The sequence below is a fragment of the Nonomuraea mesophila genome (assembly GCF_004352805.1).
Classification (GTDB): domain Bacteria; phylum Actinomycetota; class Actinomycetes; order Streptosporangiales; family Streptosporangiaceae; genus Nonomuraea; species Nonomuraea longispora.
In genome coordinates this window covers 97,668-119,941 of the sequence record NZ_SMLD01000005.1, presented here as the reverse complement: position 1 = coordinate 119,941, position 22,274 = coordinate 97,668, and the positions used below count along the sequence as shown (strand labels likewise).

General features: G+C 70.6%; 20 protein-coding genes. 19 read left to right on the top strand and 1 reads right to left on the bottom strand.

Features of this window, described 5'->3' with window-relative positions; all coding sequences use genetic code 11:
* The first annotated feature begins 5 nt into the window (after positions 1-5).
* The 19 genes from pgsA to E1295_RS03495 all read left to right on the top strand — a co-directional run bounded on the left by pgsA (position 6) and on the right by E1295_RS03495 (position 21,089).
* Positions 6-629, top strand: coding sequence for a phosphatidylinositol phosphate synthase (pgsA, locus tag E1295_RS03585; protein ID WP_132628197.1), 624 nt, complete (start codon positions 6-8; stop codon positions 627-629).
* On the top strand, positions 626-1,534 hold the full coding sequence (locus E1295_RS03580) for a phosphatidylinositol mannoside acyltransferase (protein ID WP_132628196.1): 909 nt from the start codon (positions 626-628) through the stop codon (positions 1,532-1,534). Before pgsA ends, E1295_RS03580 begins: the two co-directional genes overlap by 4 nt.
* Positions 1,531-2,661 carry a glycosyltransferase family 4 protein gene (locus tag E1295_RS03575; RefSeq protein WP_132628195.1) on the top strand — a complete coding sequence of 377 codons (1,131 nt, stop codon included), beginning with the start codon at positions 1,531-1,533 and terminating at the stop codon, positions 2,659-2,661. The genes E1295_RS03580 and E1295_RS03575 overlap by 4 nt, the downstream gene beginning before the upstream one ends.
* Positions 2,662-2,669: 8 nt before the next feature.
* Complete coding sequence (locus tag E1295_RS03570; protein ID WP_132628215.1) at positions 2,670-3,200, top strand: hypothetical protein; 531 nt, start codon at positions 2,670-2,672, stop codon at positions 3,198-3,200.
* Positions 3,201-3,263: 63 nt separating this feature from the next.
* The gene (locus tag E1295_RS03565) at positions 3,264-4,277 is read left to right on the top strand and encodes a DUF3048 domain-containing protein (protein ID WP_132628194.1); all 1,014 of its coding nucleotides are present in this window, start codon (positions 3,264-3,266) and stop codon (positions 4,275-4,277) included.
* 122 nt (positions 4,278-4,399) lie between these two features.
* Positions 4,400-5,308 carry a pyridoxal 5'-phosphate synthase lyase subunit PdxS gene (gene pdxS, locus E1295_RS03560; RefSeq protein WP_132628193.1) on the top strand — a complete coding sequence of 303 codons (909 nt, stop codon included), beginning with the start codon at positions 4,400-4,402 and terminating at the stop codon, positions 5,306-5,308.
* 134 nt (positions 5,309-5,442) lie between these two features.
* Entirely contained in the window at positions 5,443-7,122 is a 1,680-nt protein-coding gene (locus E1295_RS03555; RefSeq protein WP_132628192.1) for an alkaline phosphatase D family protein, read from the top strand.
* A gap of 78 nt (positions 7,123-7,200) precedes the next feature.
* Positions 7,201-7,815 (top strand): pyridoxal 5'-phosphate synthase glutaminase subunit PdxT, encoded by a 615-nt coding sequence (gene pdxT / locus E1295_RS03550; RefSeq protein ID WP_132628191.1) that lies wholly within the window; start codon positions 7,201-7,203, stop codon positions 7,813-7,815.
* A 3-nt stretch (positions 7,816-7,818) separates the two neighbouring features.
* A complete protein-coding gene (locus tag E1295_RS03545; protein WP_132628190.1) occupies positions 7,819-8,568 on the top strand; it encodes a YebC/PmpR family DNA-binding transcriptional regulator in 750 nt (249 codons plus the stop codon).
* 104 nt (positions 8,569-8,672) lie between these two features.
* Positions 8,673-10,328 (top strand): carbohydrate ABC transporter permease, encoded by a 1,656-nt coding sequence (locus tag E1295_RS03540; protein WP_132628189.1) that lies wholly within the window; start codon positions 8,673-8,675, stop codon positions 10,326-10,328.
* Positions 10,329-10,339: 11 nt separating this feature from the next.
* A complete protein-coding gene (locus E1295_RS03535; RefSeq protein WP_132628188.1) occupies positions 10,340-11,482 on the top strand; it encodes a GNAT family N-acetyltransferase in 1,143 nt (380 codons plus the stop codon).
* An 85-nt stretch (positions 11,483-11,567) separates the two neighbouring features.
* A complete protein-coding gene (ruvC, locus tag E1295_RS03530; protein ID WP_132628214.1) occupies positions 11,568-12,098 on the top strand; it encodes a crossover junction endodeoxyribonuclease RuvC in 531 nt (176 codons plus the stop codon).
* A gap of 111 nt (positions 12,099-12,209) precedes the next feature.
* Positions 12,210-12,833, top strand: coding sequence for a Holliday junction branch migration protein RuvA (gene ruvA, locus E1295_RS03525; protein ID WP_132628213.1), 624 nt, complete (start codon positions 12,210-12,212; stop codon positions 12,831-12,833).
* A gap of 363 nt (positions 12,834-13,196) precedes the next feature.
* Entirely contained in the window at positions 13,197-14,228 is a 1,032-nt protein-coding gene (gene ruvB / locus E1295_RS03520) for a Holliday junction branch migration DNA helicase RuvB (RefSeq protein ID WP_132628187.1), read from the top strand.
* A 211-nt stretch (positions 14,229-14,439) separates the two neighbouring features.
* Positions 14,440-14,814 carry a preprotein translocase subunit YajC gene (gene yajC, locus E1295_RS03515; protein ID WP_132628186.1) on the top strand — a complete coding sequence of 125 codons (375 nt, stop codon included), beginning with the start codon at positions 14,440-14,442 and terminating at the stop codon, positions 14,812-14,814.
* 92 nt (positions 14,815-14,906) lie between these two features.
* Positions 14,907-16,706, top strand: a complete 1,800-nt coding sequence (gene secD, locus E1295_RS03510; RefSeq protein WP_132628185.1) for a protein translocase subunit SecD — start codon at positions 14,907-14,909, stop codon at positions 16,704-16,706.
* Position 16,707: 1 nt separating this feature from the next.
* Positions 16,708-17,706: a protein translocase subunit SecF gene (secF, locus tag E1295_RS03505; RefSeq protein WP_132628184.1), complete on the top strand. Its 999-nt coding sequence runs from the start codon at positions 16,708-16,710 to the stop codon at positions 17,704-17,706.
* Between the two features lie 480 nt (positions 17,707-18,186).
* Positions 18,187-18,705 carry an adenine phosphoribosyltransferase gene (locus tag E1295_RS03500; protein ID WP_132628183.1) on the top strand — a complete coding sequence of 173 codons (519 nt, stop codon included), beginning with the start codon at positions 18,187-18,189 and terminating at the stop codon, positions 18,703-18,705.
* Between the two features lie 191 nt (positions 18,706-18,896).
* Positions 18,897-21,089 (top strand): RelA/SpoT family protein, encoded by a 2,193-nt coding sequence (locus tag E1295_RS03495; RefSeq protein ID WP_132628182.1) that lies wholly within the window; start codon positions 18,897-18,899, stop codon positions 21,087-21,089.
* A 32-nt stretch (positions 21,090-21,121) separates the two neighbouring features.
* Here E1295_RS03495 and E1295_RS50630 read toward each other — a convergent pair whose 3' ends face one another.
* Positions 21,122-22,216, bottom strand: a complete 1,095-nt coding sequence (locus E1295_RS50630) for a cupin domain-containing protein (RefSeq protein ID WP_246079811.1) — start codon at positions 22,214-22,216, stop codon at positions 21,122-21,124.
* Positions 22,217-22,274 lie beyond the last annotated feature (58 nt).

The window sequence follows — 22,274 nt, the reverse complement described above, 5'->3', positions numbered from 1 at the left end:
CCGTGATGGCCTACGATCGGACGGCGATGCTCAAACTCCTGCGCCCGGCCATGACCCGGATACTCACCCCGCTGGGCAGGGCTCTGGCCGGCCGCGGGATCGGCCCCGACGCCGTCACGGCGATCGGCACTCTCGGCACCGTCGTGTCGGCCCTGCTCCTGTTCCCGCTGGGGCACCTTGCCGCGGGCGCCCTGGTCATCACCGTCTTCGTGCTGTTCGACCTCCTCGACGGCGTGGTGGCCAGGCTCGGGGGCAAGGGGGGCAGCACCTGGGGCGCGTTTCTCGACTCGACGCTCGACCGGGTGGCCGACGCGGCGATCTTCGCCGGCCTGATCTTGTATTTCGTCGTCGGAGGCGACACGCTGATGGCCGCGGTGACGTTGGTGTGCCTCGTCGCGGGCGCCGTGGTCTCCTACGCCAAGGCCAGGGCGGAAGGGCTCGGGCTCACGGCCGACGTGGGGCTGGCCGAGCGTCCTGAGCGGCTGGTCGTGGCGCTGGTCGCGGCCTTCCTCGCGGGCCTCGGGGTGCCGTACGTCCTGGCCGCGGGCATGTGGCTGCTCGCGGTGGCCAGCCTGATCACCGTGGGGCAGCGTGTGGTGGCGGTCTACCATCAGGCGAGGGAGACATGAGCGAGAAGGCGTCCGTCAGCGATCGTGTCGTGGCCGCGGGCTTCGCGGCCGGCTGGAAGCTCGTTCCGCTGCTGCCCCAGGGCCCGACGGCGGCGGTCTTCCGCTTCATGGCCGACCGCGTCTGGCGCAGGGCCGGCAAGTCCGTACGCCGGCTGGAGTCCAACCTGGCCAGGGTCACCGGTCTCGAGGTGGGCAGCCGCGAGCTGGCCGAGCTCACCAGGGCCGGCATGCGCTCCTACTTCCGCTACTTCCACGAGATCTTCCGCCTGCCGTCCATGCGCACGGAGGAGATCGTGCGCCGCACCCACGTCATCGGCGCCGAGCACGTGCACGACACCGTGGCGGCCGGGCGCGGCGTGGTGCTGGCCCTGCCCCACATGGGCAACTGGGACCAGGCGGGCGCGTGGCTGGTGGGCGTCGGGCATCCGTTCACCACCGTGGCCGAGCGGCTGAGACCGGAGTCGCTGTTCCGCCGCTACGTCGCCTTCCGCGAAGGGCTCGGCATGGAGGTGCTGCCGCTCACCGGAGGCGACGGGCACAACTTCGGCACCCTGGCCACGCGGGTGCGCAAGGGCGGGGTCGTGTGCCTGCCCGCCGAGCGCGACCTGACCAAGAGCGGTGTCGAGGTGCGCTTCTTCGGCGCGACCACCAAGGTGCCCGCGGGGCCGCCGCTGCTGGCCGTGCAGACCGGGGCCGCGCTGCTGCCCGCGACCGTCTACTTCGTGGGCGACGACTGGGGCATCCACATCCACGAGGAGATCCCGGTCCCGGAGGAGGGCACCCGGCAGGAGAAGGTCGCGGCGGTGGCGCAGCGGATGACCGAGGTGTTCGAGAAGGGCATCGCCGAGCACCCGGAGGACTGGCACATGCTGCAGCGGCTCTGGCTGGAGGACCTGCGGTCATGAAGGTCGGCATCGTCTGCCCCTACTCGTGGGACATGCCAGGAGGGGTCAAACAGCACATCGACGACCTGGCGCAGGCGCTCATGGCGCAGGGCCACGAGGTGTCGGTGATCGCGCCGGCGGCCGACGACGACGAACTGCCCCCCTACGTGACGGGCGCGGGACGAGCCATCCCCGTGCCGTACAACGGGTCGGTGGCCAGGATGTCGTTCGGCTTCCTGTCGGCCGCGCGGGTGCGGCGGTGGGTGCGCACGGGCGAGTTCGACGTGCTGCACATCCACGAGCCGCTGATCCCGAGCCTCGGCATCCTGGCCTGCTGGGCCGCCAAGGGGCCGATCGTGGCGACGTTCCACGCCTCCTGGGTGCGTTCGCGCGCGATCGCGGTGGCCGAGCCGGTGCTGCAGAGCGCGCTGGAGAAGCTCAGCGGGCGCATCACGGTCTCCGACGCCGCCCGTAAGAGCCTGGTGGAGCAGTTCGGCGGCGACACCGTGCTGATTCCCAACGGCGTGACCGTCTCCCGCTACACCGACGCAGAGCCGCTCGACGGCTGGGGGCCCGACGGCGCCACGCTCGGCTTCCTCGGCCGGATGGACGAAGAGCGCAAGGGTCTGCCCATCCTGCTCGACGCGTTCACGATGCTGGCGGACGAGCGGCCGGAGGTGAAGCTGCTCGTCGCCGGCCCCGGCGACGCGAAGGACGTCTACGAGCGGGTGCCCAAGCGTCTGCACGACCGGGTGACGGTGCTGGGCATGGTGAGCGAGGCCGACAAGATCCGCGCCTACCACTCGGTCGACGTGTTCTGCGCCCCCAACACGCGCGGCGAGAGCTTCGGCATCGTGCTGGCCGAGGCCATGGCGTCCGGCGCCACGGTGCTGGCCAGCGACATCCCCGCCTTCCGCAGGGTGCTCGGCGACGGCCAGGCGGGCGCGCTGTTCTCCAACGGCGACCCCGCGGCGCTGGCGCGCGAGGCGGGCGCGCTGCTCGACGCTCCGGAACGCCGGGCCAAGCTGGCGGCGGAGGCGCTGGTCGCGGTCAGGAAGTACGACTGGTCCACGGTCGCGCGCGACGTCGTGCGCGTCTACGAGACGGTCACCACGAGCGGCGCGGGCCGCGTGGAGGAAGACCTGTGACATCCACCATGGTCGTGCTCATCGCAGGCATCGTCGTGGTGCTCCTGGCGGTCTACATCTCCTGGCGGGCCGGCCGGCTCGACCGCCTGCACATCCGGCTGGAGCTGGCCCAGGAGGCGCTGGACGCCGCGCTGATGCGGCGCAGGGCCGTGGTCCTGGAACTGGCCGGGTCGCGCCTGCTCGACCCGGCCACGTCCCTCGTGCTGGCCGCCGCCGCCCACGAGGCGAGGACGGCGGGCCCCGACGAGCGCGAGCACGCCGAGAGCGACCTGTCGCGGGCCCTGCGGGCGGCCGTGGACCAGGAGCGCTTCAGGGAGAAGCTGTCGGAGGCGCCAGGCGGGCGTGACCTGCTGGAAGAGCTCGACGCCGCCGTGGCCAAGGTGGTCTACTCCCGCCGCTTCTACAACAACGCGGTCGCGGTCACGCGTACGGCGCAGCGCCGCTGGCTCGCCAGGACCCTCCGCCTGGCCGGCCACACCGAATACCCCCGGTTCTTCGAGATCGATGACAATCCACCGGCGACTATGGCAACTGAATGACCTGATTTGGGGAAACCAGTAAGCTTCATCCCGTTTCTGGGCTGAAGGCGAGGAGTGTTACTGGTGCGGCTATCCCGGACGATCACGATCTGGCTGGCCGGAGCTGCCGTGCTCCTGCCCGTCTCCGCCTGTTCCTCGGAGGAACCGGCGCCGGGCAAGGTGCCCCAGGCGGCCGCCTCGGTCGCGCCGAGCGAGGAGCCCACCGAGGTCAAGGCCCATCCCTTCACCGGCAAGCCGTACGACACCCTCAAGCCCGTGCTGGCGGTGAAGATCGAGAACACCGCGGCGGGCAAGCCGCAGCAGGGCCTGAAGAGCGCCGACATCGTCTACGTCGAGCAGGTCGAGGCCGGGCTGACCCGGATCATGGCGATCTTCTCCTCCCGGCTGCCGTCCAAGGTGGGGCCGGTGCGCAGCGCCCGCATCTCCGACCTGCACATCGCGCCGCAGTTCGGCAAGCCCGCCTTCTCCTACTCGGGTGCGCAGTCCAAGATGTTGCCGTTCATCGCCGAGGCGTCGTTGTTCGACGTCGGCGACACGCGCAACCCCGGCGCGTACTTCCGCCAGCCGGGCCGCTTCGCCCCCTACAACCTGTTCGCCAACACCAAGCGGCTGCTGGCCAAGGCCCCCAAGGCGAGCAAGGCCAAGGACATCGGCTTCACCTTCGGCGACGCGCCGGAAGGCGGGGTGCCGCGCAAGTCGTACACGGTCAAGTGGCCTGCCGCCCGCTTCACCTTCGCCTGGTCCGAGGCCAGGAAGAAGTGGATGATCTGGCAGGACGGCAAGAAGGACGTGGCCGCGGAGGGCGGGCAGCTCGGCGCGCCGACGATCGTCATCCAGTACACCAAGACCGAGCGCTCGCAGTTCCACGACAAGAACGACAGCTACACGCCGCTCGTGCACACCACGGGCAAGGGCAAGGCGATCGTGCTGCGCGACGGCAAGGCGTACAAGGCGAACTGGGAGCGGGAATCGGAGAAGGACGGCACGACGTTCACCACGGAGAGCGGCGAGCCGATGAACTTCGCGCCCGGCCAGGTCTGGGTCGCCCTCGCCAGCCGCAAGCCCGTCATCCCGTAGTCCTTCTTGTATAACTACGGCGATAAAACCTGACATCTTGGCATGTCGGGGGAGGGGTCCGTCAGGACCTACGATGGGCTTGAGAACATACCGATTCGCCGTGAGAGCCCGTGAGGAAGACCGTGTCCAGCAGCACGCCAGAAAGCAGCCCCGTCACCGGAACGGCCCGCGTCAAGCGCGGCATGGCCGAGATGCTCAAGGGCGGTGTCATCATGGACGTCGTCACGCCCGAGCAGGCCAAGATCGCTGAGGATGCCGGGGCGGTCGCCGTCATGGCCCTCGAGCGTGTGCCCGCCGACATCCGCGCCCAGGGCGGCGTGTCCAGGATGAGCGACCCCGACATGATCGACGGCATCATCGAGGCCGTGTCGATCCCCGTCATGGCCAAGGCGCGCATCGGCCACTTCGTCGAGGCGAGGGTGCTGCAGGCGCTCGGCGTCGACTACGTCGACGAGTCGGAGGTGCTCACCCCGGCCGACTACGCCAACCACATCGACAAGTGGCAGTTCACCGTGCCGTTCGTGTGCGGGGCCACCAACCTGGGCGAGGCCCTGCGCCGCATCACCGAGGGCGCGGCCATGATCCGCTCCAAGGGCGAGGCGGGCACCGGCGACGTCTCCAACGCCGTCACCCACATGCGCACGATCCGCGCCGAGATCAAGCGCCTCACCTCTCTGCCCGAGGACGAGCTGTACGTCGCCGCCAAGGAGCTGCAGGCGCCGTACGAGCTGGTCGCGGAGGTCGCGAAGCTCGGCAAGCTGCCGGTCGTGCTGTTCACCGCGGGCGGCATCGCCACCCCGGCCGACGCCGCGATGATGATGCAGCTGGGCGCCGAGGGCGTCTTCGTCGGCTCCGGCATCTTCAAGTCGGGTGACCCGGCCAAGCGCGCCGCGGCCATCGTCAAGGCCACGACCTTCTACGACGACCCCGACGTCATCGCCAAGGTCTCCCGCGGCCTGGGCGAGGCCATGGTCGGCATCAACGTCGACGACATCCCGCAGCCGCACCGGCTCGCCGAGCGCGGCTGGTAATCCCGGCGAAAATCGCCGAAAAAGGCGGCATCCATGAAGGATGTCGCCTTTTTCTGTTCTGCTGTTCACCCTCTGGTCATGATCCTGAGTCAGGCTACGGGCGTCCCCCACCCTTGATCGTCCGGGAGCCTCACGTGTCCAAGCTGAACCGCCGGCACTTCCTCGTCACCGGTTTAGCGGCGGGCGCCGCCGCCGCGATCCCCGCGACCGGCGCGCACGCCGACCCCGACCCCGCCGCCGAATCCGCCCAGAGCCTCGCCTCGCGCGGGCTGCGCACCGACCCCTTCGCCCTCGGCGTCGCCTCGGGCGACCCCGACCACGAGGGCTTCGTCATCTGGACCAGGCTCGCCCAGCAGCCGATGGCCGAGGACGGGCTCGGCGGCATGCCGCAACGGCCGTTCCCCGTGTTGTGGCAGGTGTACGCCGACGAACGCGCCCGCAAGGTCGTGCGCAGCGGCGTGACGACGGCCGCGCCCGAATGGGGGCACAGCGTCCACGTGGAGCTGAAGGACCTCGGCTCCGACCGGGACTACTGGTACCGCTTCCGCGTCGGGCCGTACGTCTCGCCGCTCGGCCGCGCCCGCACCGCCCCGCACCCCCTGTCGTACGGCGGTGCCCTGGCCATGGCGTTCGTCTCCTGCTCGCAGTACGAGCACGGCTACTTCACGGCGTACCGCAGGCTGGCCGAGGAGCGCCCCGACGTGATCCTGCACCTGGGCGACTACCAGTACGAGTACACCAAGGACACCTACACCATCCCCGGCGGCAACGTCCGCGACCACGAGGGCCCCGAGACCGAGACCCTCGCCAACTACCGCCAGCGCCACGCCCAGTACAAGAGCGACCTCGACCTGCAGGCCGCGCACGCGGCCGCGCCCTGGCTGGTGGTGTGGGACGACCACGAGCTGGACAACAACTGGGCCGACGAGGTGCCCGAGAAGCCCGAGATCCCCCAGCCGGGCTTCCTGAGCAGGCGCGAGGCCGCCTTCCGCGCCTACTACGAGAACATGCCGCTGCGCCGCACCTCCATCCCGCGCGGCATCGACATGCAGCTCTACCGCCGCATCCGGTGGGGTCGCATGGCCACCTTCCACATGCTCGACACCCGCCAGTACCGCGACGACCAGGGATGCGGCGACGGCTACAAGGACTGCCCCGCCGCGGTCGACCCGGCCCGCTCCATCACGGGCGCCGAGCAGGAGGCGTGGCTGCTGGACGGCTTCCGGCACTCGCGGGCGCAGTGGGACATCCTCGGCCAGCAGGTGTTCTTCGCCCAGCGCGACAACAACGACGGCCCGGCCAAGATCACCAGCCAGGACGCATGGGACGGCTACGTCGCCTCCCGCAAGCGCATCACCCAGGGCTGGCTCGACGCCGAGGTGCGCAACCCCGTCGTACTGACCGGCGACGTGCACGCCCACTGGGCCAGTGACCTCAAACTCGACTACGACGACCCGACGGGACCCTCCGTCGGCTCCGAGCTGGTGGCCACCTCGGTCTCCACCGGCGGGGACGGCACCGACTCCGACCCGGCGGCGCACCCGTTCCTGAAGATCAACCCGCATCTGAAGTTCTACAACAACCAGCGCGGCTACGTGCTGACGAAGATCGAGCGCGACCAGATGACGGCCGACTTCAAGGTGGTGCCGCAGGTGCAGACGCCCGGGGGCGAGGCGTACACGCGGGCCACGTTCGTGATCGAGGACCGGGTGCCCGGGGTGCAGCAGACGTACCTGCGCCCGCTCGACCCGGCCGCGCGCAGCCGCCCCATGACGGTGGACGAGACCGTGCGCCTGGAGACCGAGCGCCCGTGACCCACCCGCCGGCCGGGACCCTCGTCGTGTCCCGGCCGGCGCCCCCGCCAGGAAGATCCCGGCCCGTCGTGGTGTTGAATGAGCAGAACCCGCACCCGGACGGAAGGATCTGCTGTGCCCACGATCGGTGTACTCGCCCTCCAAGGCGACGTGCGCGAGCATGTGCGCATGCTCCAGGAGGCGGGCGCGCGGGCCACGGCCGTGCGCAGGCCCGCCGAGCTGGAGGCGGTCGACGGCCTGGTCATCCCCGGCGGCGAGTCGACGACGATGTGGAAGCTCGCCGAGACCTTCGACATGCTCGACCCCCTACGCATGCGGATCAAGGAGGGCATGCCCGCCTATGGCTCCTGCGCCGGCATGATCATGCTGGCCGACAGGATCGAGGACGGCGTCGCGGGCCAGCAGACCGTCGGCGGCATCGACATGGTGGTCAGGCGCAACGCGTTCGGCCGTCAGGTCGACTCCTTCGAGGAGGATCTCGACTTCGCTGGGCAGCGGGTGCACGCGGTCTTCATCCGCGCGCCATGGGTCGAATCCGTCGGCGCGGACGTCGATGTGCTGGGCAGGTGCGAGCCTGGGGATAGGATCGTCGCGGTCCGACAAGGGCCACTGCTCGCGACGTCGTTCCATCCCGAGCTGACCGGAGACGCTCGCGTGCACCGTTACTTCGTAGACATGCTGAGGGAGCTCTAGGTAATGTCCGGCCACTCCAAATGGGCGACGACGAAGCACAAGAAGGCCGCACTCGACGCCAAGCGCGGCAAGCTGTTCGCGAAGCTCATCAAGAACATCGAGGTGGCGGCCCGGACAGGCGGCCCTGACCCGGATGCCAACCCCACCCTCTTCGACGCCATCTTCAAGGCGAAGAAGAACTCCGTGCCCAACGACAACATCGAGCGCGCCCGCAAGCGCGGCGGCGGCCTCGAGGCCGGCGGCGCCGACTGGCAGACCATCACCTACGAGGGTTACGCGCCCGGCGGCGTCGCGGTGCTCATCGAGTGCCTCACCGACAACCGCAACCGCGCCGCCTCCGAGGTGCGCGTGGCGCTGACCCGCAACGGCGGTTCCCTGGCCGACCCCGGCTCCGTGTCCTACATGTTCAACCGCAAAGGCGTCGTCATCGTGCCGAAGAACGGCCTCGACGAGGACACCGTGCTGATGGCCGTGCTCGACGCGGGCGCCGAGGAGGTCAACGACCTGGGCGACTCGTTCGAGGTGGTGTCCGAGGCGGGCGACCTGGTGCCGGTGCGCAAAGCCCTGCAGGACGCGGGCATCGACTACGACTCGGCGGAGTCGAGTTTCCTGCCCACGATGAGCGTGCCGCTCGACGAGGAGGGGGCCAAGAAGGTCTTCCGCCTCATCGAGGCGCTGGAGGACAGCGACGACGTCCAGAACGTCTACGCCAACTTCGACGTCTCCGACGACGTGCTCGCGGCGCTGGACTGACGTCCCCTCCTCGCCCGTCCCTTCACCGGCAGGTGTGAGCGTCCCGGCGGAGGCTTTCCCGTGTGTGTGCGCGGAGGATTCGGAGCGGCGTAGGGTCAGGCCCCGTGACCTCACCCACCCCTCCACAGGCGTTCCCACCGGCGCTCGGCTGGCTGCTGGCCGCGCCCGCGGTTCTCGGCGCCCTCATCACCCTGGTCCTGCCCACGGTCCAGACGGTCCTGGCCGGCTTCCGGCGCGGAGGCATGCTGCGTGAGAGCGTCGACGTGGGACTGGCCAACCACGCCGAACTGCTGGGAAGCAGCGGCTTCTGGCGCGCTCTCGGCTTCACCCTCACGCTGACCCTGGCGCCGCTGCTGGTCGCCGTGGTGGTGGCGCCGCTGCTGGCCCTGGCGCTCGACCGCGCCGGCACCTGGCCCAGGCGGGCGGGGCGGATCGTGCTCTCGCTGGGCATCGTCACGTTCTCCCCGGTGGGGGTGGCGGTGGCCTGGAGGCGCGGGCTGCGTGCCGACTCCTCCGGTGTGGCGAGCCTGGCCCAGGGGCTGACCGAGGCGGCCACGGCACCGGGAAGCCTGCGCCTGATCGTCGCGGCCGCCACGTTCGGGGTGGTCTGCTCGCTCGCGGTGACGGCGTTCCTGCCCGCCCTGCGCGCTCCCGCCGGCGGGCGCGTCATGCCCGGGATGCTCGCCGTGGGGGCGCTCGTCGCGATCGCCACCGTGGCCGTGGGTCTCCAGACGTTCGCGTACGGCATGGTCCTCACCGGCGGAGGCCCTGAGCGCTCCACAGAGACGCTCGCGAGCCTCCAGTACCACTACGCCTTCAGACTGGCCGAGCCAGGCGCTGGAGCGGCCGTCGCGACCCTCACAGGGGTGATCCTCGGCGTGCTGGGCATCGTCGCCACCGTCATCGCCGTGGCGTGCCGCTTACGCATCACCCTCCTGCCGGGAACCGCGGCCGGCCCCCGCCGCACCGCCACCCCACCCGCGTCCCCGTCTGTGCGCGCGGCCACCGAGGGGCCTGGTGCGGCGGCCGTGGCCGTCGGGGTGACCGCGCTGGTCGTGGTCGTGGCCGTCGCGCTCGTGTGCGCCTGGCCGTGGATCGACGGGCTGCTCACCTCGCCCGGGACCGAGGCGGGCGGGCTGCGTACGCAGGTGAACACGTGGGTGCCCGCGGTCGCCGGCGCGCTGGTCTCCGTGGGCGTCGCTTACTTGGCGGCACTCGGCATCGGCGGCCTGCGCCCGCTGGGGGCCATGAGCGAGTGGCTGCTGCTCGCGTTCGCACCCTGGTTGTTCGCCGGTCCTGGCGTGCTGGCCGTCGCCAACTGGCAGAACGTGCGCAGCCTGGGCCTCATGGACACGTTCGCCGCGCTCGTCCCGCCCCTCCTCGTGAGCGTCCCCGCGCTGCTCGTGCTCACGTTGTTGTGCAAGGGGCTGGCGGAGCGGGCCGGCGGCGACTTCTTCGGCGGCGTGTTCCTGCCCTCGCTCCCCATGGCCGGGATCCTCGCCGGCGCGGTCACGCTGGTGAACGCCCAGGGCCTGCTCTGGCCGCAGCTCGTCGCCCGTCAGCCGGACCTGTTCACCGCGCCCGTCGCCCAGGTGGCCCATCTCGGCGCGTACACCGCCGCCTCACCCGACGTCGGCGCGGCCACGCCGGCGGCCGTCGTCGCCGTCGCTCTGGCCGCCGTCGTGGCCGCCCAGCTGCTCCATCTCGACAGGCTCGTCCTCACGGCGGACGGTTCGCGAACGCGTACGCCCTCCGCATAAGTTGGCTGACTGTGGAGATACGCGACCTCACCCCTGACAACCTCGATGACGCCCTTGACCTTCGCAGACGCGCGTTCGGCCCGCTGCCCGCCCAGAACCGGGAGCGGTGGCGCCAGGCCGTGCTCCCCAGCCTCGGCGAGGGCCGCTACCTGGGCGCCTTCGACGGCACCAGACTGGCCGCCACGGCGCGGCTGCGCGGGTTCACCCAGTGGTGGCACGGCAGGCCGCAGCCGATGGCCGGTATCGCCGGGGTCACCGTGGCGCCCGAAGACCGCGGCCGCGGCCTCGGCACCACGATCATGCGTGCCGTCGTCGAACGCGGCCGGGCGTTCGGGGACGCGGTCTCCGCGCTCTATCCGGCCACCACCGGCATCTACCGCTCGCTCGGCTACGAGCACGCCGGGGCCCAGCACGGCGTACGGATGCCGGCGGAACTGCTGCGCCAGATCAAGCCGTCCGGCCCGGTCAAGCTCCGCAGGATGGGCCGGGGCGACGTGGGGGAGGTCGTCTCCATCCTGCACCGCGTGCACGGCGCCGCCCGCGCCAGCGGGCCGATCTCCTGGGACGAGCACACCTGGAGCCAGTGCCTCGGGAGCGAGGACGACTTCCTCTACCTCGCCGACGACGGTTTCGTCGTCTACCGCTGGGCCGGCGAGGACATGCTGGTCGACAGCCTCGTCGCCGGGTCCGGGGAGACGCTCAGGGCGCTGTGGGGCGTGGTCGGCAGCGCGTCGTCGATAGCGCAGAACGTCGTCGCGCACGTGGCTCCCGACGACCCGGTGTTGTGGTTGCTGCGCGAGCGGACGATCGAGCAGGTCACGCAGCGGCGGTGGATGTTCAGGGTGCTGGACGTCGTCGCCGCGGCCGAGCGCAGGGGTTACCCGGCGCACCTGTCCGATGAGGCCGTCGTCACCGTGGACGACCCCCTGGGCGGGGGCGGCACGTGGCGGCTGGAGTTCTCGGGCGGTTCGGCCGCGGTCACCCCGGCCGAGCAGCCGGGGGTGAGGCTGAGCATCAACGGCTTCTCCGCCCTGTACGCCGGGATTCCGACCTCCACGTTGCGGCTCAGCGGGCTCATGTCCGGAGATGAGCGATACGACGAGACACTCGACTCAGCCTTCGCCGCCAGGCCGTACACGCTGGAGGACTTCTGACGGGCGTTTCCCGGTGCGCGGCCATCCCCGGCGGAGTAGAGTCTCGTGCCGAACAGATGTTCGGCGTACACGGGAGGGCATGCCGGTGCGGGTCATGGGCGTCGATCCGGGGCTGACCCGGTGCGGGCTGGGCGCTGTCGAAGGGCGTCCGGGCGCGCCGCTGACGCTCGTGTCCGTCGGGGTGGTGCGCACCGGCGCCGACGAGGAGCTCGGGGCCCGGCTCGTCGGCATCGAGGCAGGCATCGAGCGATGGCTCGACGACGTGCGTCCCGACGCGGTCGCGGTCGAGCGCGTCTTCAGCCAGCACAACGTACGCACCGTCATGGGCACGGCGCAGGCCGCGGGGATCGCGGTGCTCTGCGCGGCCCGGCGTGGGCTGCCCGTGGCGCTGCACACGCCGTCCGAGGTGAAGGCGGCCATCACCGGCAGCGGCACGGCCGACAAGAAGCAGATCGGCGCCATGGTGACGCGGCTGCTGCGGCTCTCCGAGATGCCCAAACCCGCCGACGCCGCCGACGCGCTCGCCCTGGCCATCTGCCACGTGTGGCGCGGCGGCGCCCAGCACCGCCTCGCCGCGGCCCTCGCCAAGGCCACCAAGAAAGGGCCCGGGTCGTGACCCCGCGTCCAGCCCGGCGGGCGACGTTCTGCTGCGGGGCGTTGAGCGTGGTGGGTGGCTTTCTGCGGCGAAGGGCGGGGTTGTGATCGGAACCAGGACAGGAGGCGTGTGGTGATCGCGTCGGTGGCGGGGAAGGTGACGGCGATCGCGCCCGACGGAGCCGTGATCGAGGTCGGCGGCGTCGGGATACTCACCCACTGCACCCCGGGCACGCTCGCGACGCTCCGGGTCGGTGAGGAGGCGCGCCTGGCCACGTCGCTCGTGGTGCGCGAGGAGTCCCTCACGCTGTTCGGCTTCGCCACCGACGACGAGCGGGCGGTGTTCGAGCTGCTGCAGACGGCCAGCGGCGTCGGGCCGAAGCTGGCGCTGGCGATGCTGGCCGTGCACACGCCCAACGCGCTGCGGGTGGCGGTGGCCGCCGCCGACCTGAAGGCGCTGACGCAGGTGCCGGGCATCGGGCAGAAGGGGGCGCAGCGCATCGTGCTGGAGCTGAAGGACCGGCTCGGCACGCCGGAGGCGGCGGTCGACGCCGCGCTCAACGGCGAGCGCGGGGATGCGGCGGCCTGGCGTGAGCAGGTGCACTCGGGGCTGGTGGGGCTCGGCTATTCCAGCAAGGACGCCGACGAGGCGATCGCCGCCGTCGAGCCCGACGCCGACGCCGAGCTCGCCGCCGGCCGCCAGCCGCGCGTGGCCACGCTGCTGAAGGCCGCGCTGCGCTCGCTGAGCGTGCGATGAGTCATGCGATGAGTCTTTACGGCAAGGCCGGCGTCACCGCACGCGCCGACGTGGCTTGCCGCCCGTCATGGCCGGTCGTGAAGGCTCACGTGGTGCCCGCCGTGACGAGCGAAACGTGCGCCGGCTTCCGTGGTACAAGGGCGGCCGCGACACCGGCCGCGACACCGGCCGCGACACCGGCCGCGACACCGGCCGCGACACCGGGCGGGGACCGCGGCCCGTTGAAGCGTGCGGCGCTGGGCTGGTCCCGTGGGGGTGCGGGATTCGATAGGTTGGCCCGGCCGGGTCGGGACGGGCGGTGTCATGACCGGTCCCGCCGGCCCGGTGCGGTGCGTAGGGTCGTCGGCGGGAGGAGGTGCCGCGGTGAGCTCTGATCGGGAGCTCGTCTCGCCCGACGCCGAGGGCGACGAGCTGCAGATCGAGGCGGCGCTGCGGCCCAAGCGGCTCGGTGAGTTCATCGGCCAGGGCCGGGTGCGCGAGCAGCTCTCCCTCGTGCTGGAAAGCGCGTTGCGGCGGCAGCGGCCCCCCGACCACGTGCTGATGAGCGGCTCTCCCGGGCTCGGCAAGACGACCCTGGCGATGATCATCGCGGCCGAGCTGAACGCGCCGCTGAGGATCACCTCGGGCCCGGCCCTCGAACGCGCGGGCGACCTCGCGGCCATCCTGTCGACGCTGGCCGAGGGCGAGGTGCTGTTCATCGACGAGATCCACCGGATGGCCAGGCCCGCCGAGGAGATGCTCTACCTCGCGATGGAGGACTTCCGGGTCGACATCGTCGTCGGCAAGGGCCCAGGGGCGACCGCCATCCCGCTCGACATCGCGCCGTTCACCCTGGTGGGCGCGACGACCAGGGCCGGGCTGCTGCCCGCGCCGCTGCGCGACAGGTTCGGCTTCACCGCCCACATGGACTTCTACGAGGTCGGCGAGCTGGAGCAGGTGCTCTACCGGTCGGCGAGGCTGCTCGGCGTCGGCCTGCCGGACGACGGCGCCCACGAGATCGCCAGGCGGTCGAGGGGCACACCCCGGATCGCCAACCGGCTGCTGCGGCGGGTGCGCGACTTCGCCGACGTGCGCGCCGACGGGGTGATCAACCGGGAGATCGCGGCGGCGGCGCTCAACCTTTATGAAGTTGACGCAGAAGGGCTCGACCGGCTCGACAGAGCGGTGCTGGGCGCGCTGCTGAAGAAGTTCGGCGGCGGTCCCGTGGGGCTGTCGACCCTCGCGGTCGCCGTGGGCGAGGAGCCGGAGACGGTCGAAGTGGTGGCCGAGCCGTTCCTCGTACGCCAAGGCCTGCTGGCCAGAACACCGCGCGGCCGGGTCGCGACCGCGGCCGCGTGGACCCATCTCGGCATGACTCCACCACCGGACGCATTCGGAGCACCGCTTTTCGACTGATCACAAAACGGTTGCAACCGTTTCAATATGGGAACTTCCCCGCGCGCCGAAACGCTGCTTCGTTGCCGCGTTTCGCAACAAGCGCCTACACTCCGTGGCTTGGCTGGCTGTGTAGGCTGACGGCCCGAGTGGCGCGGTCCGACGCGACGCACGGAATTTCCGGCGCGAGGCCGGTGTCAACTCCTTGTACGACAATGGAAGGTCGCCCCTTATGGACATGGGACAACTCGGAAGCATCCTGCCGCTGATTCTCTTGGTGGTGGTGTTTTACTTCCTGCTGATCCGCCCTCAGCGCAAGCGCCAGCAAGAGGCGGTCAAGATGCAGAACTCCCTCACTCCGGGTACGCGCGTCATGACGACGACGGGCCTGTTCGGCACGGTCGTCACGGTGGACAATGAGGACGTCGTTCTCGAGGTCGCCCCCGGTGTCGAGACCCGCTGGGTGAAGGCCGCCATCGGCCGAGTCGTCACGCCCGGCGACGCCCCCGCAGGTGACGAGGTCGCCGCGTCCGAGGAGGACGGGAACGAGTCCGAGGCCGCCGTCGATCGCAACGGAGACCAGGACTCCAGCACGAAGAAGTCCTGACTAAGCTTCTGCGACAAACCTCTATCTGAAAGAACTGACGACCAGTGGCCCGACCGACCAGCCGCCACAGCCGACCGGGGCGTACGCTCCTGGTGCTTCTGGCGCTCATCCTCGCCCTGTGCGGGACGATGTTCCTGCAGCAGGCGTACACACCCAAGCTGGGGCTCGACCTCGCCGGCGGCACGACGGTGACTCTGTCGCCCGTGACCCAGAACAATGCGGCTCCTCCAGAGGAGATCCTTGACCGGGCGGTCAACATCATCCGCGACCGGGTCAACGGCACCGGCATCTCCGACGCGGAGGTCGCCAAGTCCGGCGACAACATCATCATCTCCATTCCGGGTGTCGGTCAGAACGAGGCCATCAAGCTGGTCGCGACCACCGCGGAGCTGCGTTTCCGCCAGGTGCTCGCCATGGAGGCCACGCAGGCCCCGGCGGACCTGGCCACCAACGCGCCGACGCCGAGCGCCTCTCCCTCGGGCGCCACGTCGGACAAGCCTTCCGACGCCGCGAGCGAGCCGGCCGAGCCTGCGGCTTCCGACCCGGCCAACCCGAAGGCCTCCGAGCCCGTCAGGCCGCCGACGTCCCAGGCGAGCGGTGCGCCGCAGCCGAGCACGTCGCCCACGGGCAAGGCGTTGTCGTCGGCGCTGACCGCGCCGACGCCCAGCACGTCGGCCGAGCCGTCCGCCAGCCCGAAGGGGCAGGACAAGCGGGGCACCAAGGACGGGAAATCCACGCCCGCGCCGAGCGACGACCCCAGCCAACCTCCTGCGGACGATCCCGCCGCCACGGGCATGAACACCGAGGGCATCGACCCCGCGGTGCTGGCCCAGTTCAGAAAGCTCAACTGCGCCGACCCCGCCAACCGCGGGCAGGGCGTCCAGGACGACCCGAACAAGCAGTACGCCGGCTGTGAGAGCGACGGCAGCTTCAAGTACGTCCTCGATGTCGCCAAGGTCGTCGGCACCGACATCGACACCGCCTCGGCGGGCGTCCGCCAGGGCACTACGGAGTGGGTCGTCCAGCTCGACTTCAAGAGCAAGGGTGCCGGCGAGTGGAGCAAGCTCACCACCGCCGCCTACAACTCCCAGGAACCGCGCAACAAGGTCGCGGTCGTGCTCGACGGCGTGGTCATCACCGCCCCCAACATCATCAGCCCGATCCCGGGCGGCCGCGCGGAGATCACCGGCGGCTTCGACCAGGCCGGCGCCACCACACTGGCCGACCAGCTCAAGTACGGCGCGCTGCCGCTGAAGTTCAACCGCAGCTCCGTCGACACCGTCTCCTCGACCCTCGGCCAGGACCAGCTCGAAGGCGGCCTGATCGCCGGCCTGATCGGCCTGGCCCTGGTGGTCGTCTACTGCCTGCTCTACTACCGCGGCCTCGGCATCGTGGCGGTGCTGAGCCTCGTGGTGGCCACGGTCATCACCTACACCTCGGTGGTGGTGCTCGGGCACAACGCCGGCTTCCGCCTCTCGCTGCCCCACATCATCGGCCTGGTGGTCTCCATCGGCATCACCGCCGACTCCTTCATCGTCTACTTCGAGCGCATACGCGACGAGATGAAGGAAGGACGGCGATCTCTCCGCTCGGCCGTCGAGGTGGCCTGGGTTCGCGCCAGGCGCACCATCCTGATCGCCGACGCCGTCATGTTCATCGCCGCGGTCGTCCTGTACTTCCTGGCGGTGGGCGGCGTCGCCGGGTTCGCGTTCGCGATGGGCCTGACCACGCTGATCGACGTCGTGGTGGTGTTCCTGTTCACCAAGCCGTTCATCGCCTCGCTGGCGAGGGTGAAGTTCTTCGCCAAGGGGCACCCGCTGTCCGGCCTCGACGCCGAGCGTATGAGCGAGGTCGGCTCGACCGGCCGCACGACCACTCCGCAGGAGGCCTGAGATGGGACTGGGGCGTCGCCTCTATCGCGGCGAGATCGACGTCGACTTCGTCGGCAAATGGCGGCTGTGGTACGGCCTGTCCGGCCTGCTGCTCGCCGTCTCGCTGGCCGGAATGCTGATCAACGGGCTCAACCTGGGCGTCGAGTTCAAGGGCGGCACGATCTTCTCGTTCAAGTCCTCGCAGGGCACGGTCGAGCAGGTGCGCGAGTCCGTGCTCGACCAGGGCGTGCACCAGGTGATCGTCCAGCAGGCGGGCACCGACGGCTGGCGGGCCACCACCGAGAGCCTGCCGGAGGACGCCCGCGTCCAGGTGCAGAGCGAGATCGCCAAGGACTTCGGGGTGCCTGCCGACCAGGTGAGCATCCAGGCCATCGGCCCGTCCTGGGGCGGTGAGGTCTCCCAGAAGGCCTGGATCGGCCTGGGCGTGTTCATGCTGGCGATCATCCTGTACCTGTCGATGGCGTTCGAGCCGAAGATGGCGCTGGCCGCGATCGTCGCGCTCATCCACGACCTGGTCATCACGGCCGGCATCTACGCCTGGTCGGGCTTCGAGGTCACGCCCGCCACGCTGCTGGGCTTCCTGACCATCCTCGGTTACTCGCTCTACGACGCGGTCGTGGTGTTCGACATGATCAAGGAGGTCACGGCCAAGCTGGGGCACACGTCCAAGCAGACCTACTCGATGGCCGCCAACAACGCGCTCAACCACACACTGATCCGGTCGCTGAACACCTCGCTGGTCGCGATCCTGCCGGTGGCCGCGATCCTGTTCATCGGCACCACGCTGCTCGGCGCGGGCACGCTGAAGGACCTGTCGTTGTCGCTGTTCGTCGGCATGATCGTCGGCACCTACTCGTCGTTGTGCGTCGCCACGCCGCTGCTGGTGACGCTGAAGGAACGCGAGCCGCGCTACCAGGCCATCGCCAAGCGGCTGGCCTCCACGGGAGGCGGCGGCAAGGCAACGAAGAAGGGCGCCAAGACCGCGGCGGCCAAGGGCTGACCCACCCGCCTATGACGACGCCCTCGCCCGGCACCGGGCGGGGGCGTCGTCGTGTCCGCGCCCCCCGAGGCCGAGTCCATGGAGGTCCCTCGGGGATTCGTCCCTGACGGCGTCCCTGGCAGGACCGGCCGGTGCGGGCCTTGAGTGCGGTTCTGACGGCGTACAGGGCGGCGGTGCGCCTTGACCGCCGCAGCAGGCGTCGTCGCGTCAGAAAGGCGCTGAGGCGCGCGGAGGCATGGCGGCGCGGCCACCGGTAAGGAGCGCGGCGCGCCCTGGTGCGGTGCGGTCCCGCTCGGGTTCCGCCGGAACCAGGTGCGGGCTGGACGGGCGGTCGAGCGGACGCTGTCAAGGTGGTGCCGGCGCGGGTGAGGGCCGGGGCACGTGGGGGAGTGCCGGTGACGGGAGGGTGTCCTGTCAGGGCTCGCCATGCACCATCATGGAGCGCGGCAGACGGTCGGTGAGGAATGTGAGGAAAACGCCATGAGTGAGCTGAACTCGTTGATCCTGGAGCGCATCAGGGACGTCCCCGACTACCCGAAGCAGGGCGTCCTGTTCAAGGACATCACCCCCCTCCTCGCCGATCCCGTGGCAATGACGGCCGTGGTGGACGAACTGGCCGGGCTGCACCAGGTGGACAAGATCGTGGGGATCGAGGCGCGCGGGTTCATCCTCGCCGCTCCGGTGGCCTACCGCGCGGGCGCGGGGTTCGTGCCCGTACGCAAGAAGGGTAAACTGCCCGCCGCGACCCTCGAGGAGTCCTACGATCTGGAGTACGGCTCCGCGACCGTCGAGGTCCACCGCGACGCCCTCGCGCCCGGCGAGCGGGTTCTCGTCATCGACGACGTGCTGGCGACCGGTGGCACCGCCGCGGCGACCGTGGAGCTGGTGAGGAGGACCGGAGCCGAGATCGTCGGTGTGGCGGTGCTGATGGAGCTGGCCTTTCTGCGCGGACGCGAGCGGTTGACGGGAGTGCCGCTGCACTCGCTCGTGATCGTCTGAGCCCGCCCCGCGACTGCTCAAGTCGGCTGCCTGGATACACTTGGGGGATCTGGACTCGAACGTGAGGAGTCATTGCGTGAGGAGTCTGTGTGCCCCGTGATGTGGTCGCGCCCGACGTAACCGATTCCGGCAACGCCGAGGCGCCCGGCGTGCCGACGACGGTGCGCCGAAGGCGGTTTGGGGGTGGGGCCATGAATCCGGTGCTGGAGCCGCTGTTCCGTACGGTCCGCGCCACCCACCCCAAGGCCGACCTGCGCCTGATCGAGCGGGCCTACGACGTCGCGGCCTACCACCACCGTGACCAGAAGCGGAAGTCGGGCGACCCCTACATCACCCACCCGCTGGCGGTGGCGACGATCCTGGCCGAGCTCGGCACCGACGACGAGACGCTGTGCGCGGCGCTGCTGCACGACACGGTGGAGGACACCGCCTACAGCCTCGACGAGTTGCGCGGCGACTTCGGCGAGACGATCGCGTCCCTGGTCGACGGCGTGACCAAGCTCGACAAGGTCAAGTTCGGCGACGCGGCGCAGGCCGAGACCGTGCGCAAGATGGTCGTCGCGATGTCGCGCGACATCCGCGTGCTGATCATCAAGCTGGCCGACCGGCTGCACAACATGCGCACCATGCGCTACCTGCCCGAGCACAAGCGCCACCAGAAGTCGCGCGAGACGCTGGAGATCTTCGCCCCGCTGGCCCACCGCCTGGGCATGAACACGATCAAGTGGGAGCTCGAGGACCTCGCCTTCGCCATGCTCTATCCCAAGCGCTACGACGAGATCGCGCGCATGGTGTCGGAGCGCGCGCCGCGCAGGGACCTGTTCCTGCAGGAGGTCATCGAGAAGGTCTCCGGCGACCTGCGCGAGGCGAAGATCCGCGCCGTCGTCAAGGGCCGGCCGAAGCACTACTACTCGGTCTACCAGAAGATGATCGCCCGCGACGTGGCCTTCGACGACATCTACGACCTGGTGGGCATCCGCGTGCTGGTCGACAGCGTGCGTGACTGCTATGCCGCGCTCGGCACGATCCACGCCCGGTGGAACCCGGTGCCGGGGCGGTTCAAGGACTACATCGCGATGCCCAAGTTCAACATGTACCAATCGCTGCACACGACGGTGATCGGTCCCGAGGGCAAGCCGGTGGAACTGCAGATCCGCACCCACGCGATGCACCACAGGGCCGAATACGGCGTGGCCGCCCACTGGAAATACAAGGAGGAGGTCGGCAGCCCCGGCCCCGCGGGCAAGGTCAAGCCGGGCAGCGACATGGCGTGGCTGCGCCAGCTCCTCGACTGGCAGAAGGAGACCTCCGACCCGGGTGAGTTCCTCGAGTCGCTGCGGTTCGACCTGTCGGTGTCGGAGGTTTACGTCTTCACCCCGAAGGGGCAGGTCATCGCGCTGCCGGAGGGGGCCACCCCGGTCGACTTCGCCTACGCCGTGCACACCGAGGTGGGCCACCGCTGCATCGGCGCGCGGGTCAACGGGCGGCTGGTGCCGCTGGAGTCGCGGCTCGGCAACGGCGACACCGTGGAGATCTTCACGTCCAAGTCGCCCGACGCGGGCCCCTCGCGCGACTGGCTGAAGTTCGTCAAGTCGGGCCGGGCCCGCAACAAGATCCGGCAGTGGTTCTCCAAGGAGCGCCGCGAGACCGCGATCGAGGCCGGCAAGGAGGCCATCGGGCGGGCCATGCGCAAGCAGGGCCTGCCGCTGCAGCGGCTGATGTCGGGGGAGGCGCTGCTGGCGCTGGCCCGCGATCTGCGCTACCCCGACGTGTCGGCCCTCTACGCGGCGGTGGGCGAGGGCCACGTCGCGGCCCAGAACGTCGTGCAGAAGCTGGTGGCCTCGATCGGCGGCGTCGACAGCGCCGAGGAGGACATCGCCGAGACCTCGCTGCCGACCCGGCTGCGCGGCCGCCCCAGGGGCGGTGGCGGCGCGGGCGTGGTCGTCGCGGGCGACGCCGACGTGTGGGTACGCCTGTCGAAGTGCTGCACCCCGGTGCCCGGCGACGAGATCGTCGGCTTCGTCACCCGCGGCCACGGCGTCTCGGTGCACCGCGGCGACTGCACCAACGTGCAGCAGCTCAAGTCGCAGCCCGACCGGCTGGTGGAGGTCAGCTGGTCGCCGAGCGACGACAGCGTCTTCCTGGTGGCCATCCAGGTCGAGGCGCTCGACCGGCCGCGCCTGCTGTCCGACGTCACCCGTACGCTCTCCGACCAGCACGTCAACATCCTCAGCGCCTCGGTGACGACCTCGCGCGACCGGGTGGCCGTCAGCAAGTTCACCTTCGAGATGGGCGATCCCAAGCACCTGGGCCACGTGCTGAAGGCCGTACGCAGCATCCAGGGAGTCTTCGACGTCTACCGGGTGAGCGGCGCCGGAAGCTGAGCCGTGCGGTCAGCCGTGCGGTCAGCCGGGGGTCAGCCGGCGAGGCCGGGCAGGTTGACCACGATAGCCTCCTGCGTGCTGCGGGCGATCACCACCACGGCCTCCTGCGACGGGTCCGGGTTCTCCTCGCGATGCGGCACGTACGGCGGGACGTAGATGTAGTCGCCGGGGCCCGCCTCGATGCGCACCTCTTCGGAGTCGGAATCCTCCAGGAAGACGAACGCGGGCGTGCCGCTGACCACGTAGATGGCCGTCTCGGAAGCCCCGTGATGGTGGTCGGAGGAGCGGGTGGCGGGCGCGACATGCGTCTGGCCCATCCACAACCGCGTGGAGCCGGCCGTGGCGCCGCTGATGGCGGCCAGCCGGCGCATGCCGGAACTCTGCGCCGTGTCGCCCGTGAGCTCCCCGGAGGGCACGTGACGCAGCGGCTGGTGGAACGGGTCTCCCTCGGCTCGATAGCCCTCCCACAGCCGCCCTCCGGCCCGTTCCAGCACGCCGGAGGCGACGGCGGCCAGGCGCGGGGAGTCGTCGTGCGCGGCGAGCAGCTCGGCGGCCAGCTCGGGGTCGTGCGCGCGCAGCTCGCGCAGCAGCCACTTGCCGCTGCCCTGCCAGTGGCGCCCGACGCCCAGCGCGGTCCTGGCGGCTTCCTGGACCACCTCCCAGCGGATGAACGCCTGCTCGCCGGCGTCGGCCACCCCCGCCAGGTCGTCGAGGAGGTCGGACAGCACATAGCGGGCCCGTTCGGCCTGGTCGGGCGTCAGCCCGCCGGGCCCTTCCGCCAGGCGCTCGCCGAGCGTGCTCTGCAGGTCGCTGGCCCGCCCGCCCGTCCTGTCGGCCAGCACCGCGCCCTCGGCGCACATGCGCGCCAGGCTCGGCCTGCGCCTGCCGAAGTCCTTGTCGAAGTAGGCGTGCAGGCTGGTCTCGCTGTGCACGAACAACTCCACCGGCCACCCGCGCCAGCGCAGCGACTCGCGGTAGGGGACCGCCAGGCCGTCGAGCACCACCACGACGTCGAGGTCGGACGTGCTGGTGCGGCGCTCGGTGAGCACGCTGCCGCCGACGAAGGCGTACAGGGCGCCCGGGAACATCTCCTCGACGAGGGCGCGCGCGTCGGTGACGGGATCCATGACGTCAGCCTAGATCCCAGGCACAGGCGCGCGCCGCCCTATTCGGCAGCGGCCGCGG